Source organism: Nonomuraea aurantiaca (assembly GCF_020215705.1).
Taxonomy (GTDB): domain Bacteria; phylum Actinomycetota; class Actinomycetes; order Streptosporangiales; family Streptosporangiaceae; genus Nonomuraea; species Nonomuraea aurantiaca.
Map to the genome: position 1 here is coordinate 1 of NZ_JAIWNB010000107.1, position 1,627 is coordinate 1,627.

The 1,627-nt window shown below is 64.2% G+C and carries 1 protein-coding gene and 1 pseudogene; both read right to left on the minus strand.

Translation table 11 applies throughout. The annotated features are described in order from the left end of the window. Nucleotides 1–724: 724 nt before the first annotated feature. The gene (locus LDL49_RS56350; RefSeq protein ID WP_225303182.1) at nt 725–1,264 is read right to left on the minus strand and encodes a hypothetical protein; all 540 of its coding nucleotides are present in this window, start codon (nt 1,262–1,264) and stop codon (nt 725–727) included. Nucleotides 1,265–1,481: 217 nt separating this feature from the next. Further along, a pseudogene (locus LDL49_RS56355) lies at nt 1,482–1,627 on the minus strand (IS5/IS1182 family transposase); the annotation flags it as partial.

The window sequence follows — 1,627 nt, forward strand, 5'->3', positions numbered from 1 at the left end:
TCGTCGATCAGCGCGGCGGAGACGAGGCCATCGGTCATGCGACGGTCGCCGTCGGCGGGGTCGGGGACTACGGTGAGCATGGGTGTGCCTTCCCAGCCGACGTTGGCGCGTCGGCCATGCGTGTGAGACCTCAAACGATCACCGGGAAGGTACACCCCTTCCCGGTCGATCCACAGGTCTCTAGCATTGCTCGCCAGAGTGGGGAGGGTGGACGATCTCTCGCATCGGCCATCAGGGACCCGTCCTTCCTTGCCAGAGGACGGGGCCCTGTCAGCGCGCTGGGCGACCAGCGCTGATATGAAACCGTGATCGCGAAGTGTCACTGGAGTACTAATGGGCGCCACCAGGCGCATCCGCTGGCACGGCCCAGCTCGCCAACTTCCCGTTCCTCAACGACCGCTGCCCAGGGAATCAGTGAACTCGTTTGGGTGCGGCTCTTTTGGAGTGAGCGCGTTGATCAGGCTATGAGGGACGTTTCGTCCCTAGTACTGGCGTGAATAGGTGTGCCGTGGCGGCCAAGATGGCCCGTTCGCTGTTGGAGAGCCTGCCTCGACGCAGCGCCGCGTACAGCGCGTGGAGAGCACGGGTTGTATGGAGATCATCGCTGATGGCCTGGGCCACGAGGGTGAGGTGGCGCCTCCCCGGGCTGGAAGCGCGCATCAGTTCAACGGCTTTGGCATAGAACTGCGCCCCGGGCAGAGGCTCCGCTCGTCGAACAAGGTGTTCAAACCGGCGTCGGGGTGCGCGCATCGCCAAAACAAGAGCCGTCGTGAATGCCACCGCACCAGAAACCGCGTGGGCGCCGGTAGTATCCAGCCGGCAGCATGGCGAACCGGAAGTCCTCGACGAGCCCGTTCCTCGCGAGCACGGCCAGGGTGGGATGGTGGTGCTCGGGATGCCATATGGACATACATGGGCCGCCGCCTCGCGCGGGCCCGACCAGCACGTGACATAGCAGGCCGTCGGGTTCCCTGCACGCCCGGGAGTTCTCATCCGAGAGCAGCACGTCGATGCACAAGCTGTTTCCCCTTGCCGCCGCAGGACAGTTCGCGTTGCCGGGTCCGCCCCTACGGGGTTTCTCCTGGGTCTGGACCTGGTATCCCTTCCAGGCCAGCAGGCGGCACAACAATTCCGCGAACACGATCCCGCGTTCGTCATCCACCGAATGCAGTCCGCTTGCCTCACGGGGAGTGAAACGCACCACGATCGGCCCGTAGGCCGGCGGTGGAAGCCACACATCTTGCCACTGCCGCGCATCGAACAAACGGACCGTTGCTCCATGATCGCTTATGCTGTCCATACCATTTCGGGCTCTCCACACCGGCATCTTTCTATGGTGCGTCCCCGATCTTGCTGGAGACATGGACGAGACATGTAGCTGATCTTCAGGGACTGGGTGACCTGGAGTGTTGAGGGCCTGGTCAGGCGGAGGGCCTCTTCTACCGTGCGGTGAGGAGGCGATCGCGATGGGCTCGTTGCTGGAGGGTGCCCCGCTTGCGGCCGACGATCTTCTTTGCGGCGTCGGGTCCTTGGCTGGTGAGGGGCACGTTGGTGGAGGTCTTCACGCTCTGGGCGTCCATCACGCAGGCGGTCGGTTAGGCCGTACGGCCTTCCTTGACGCGGGCCA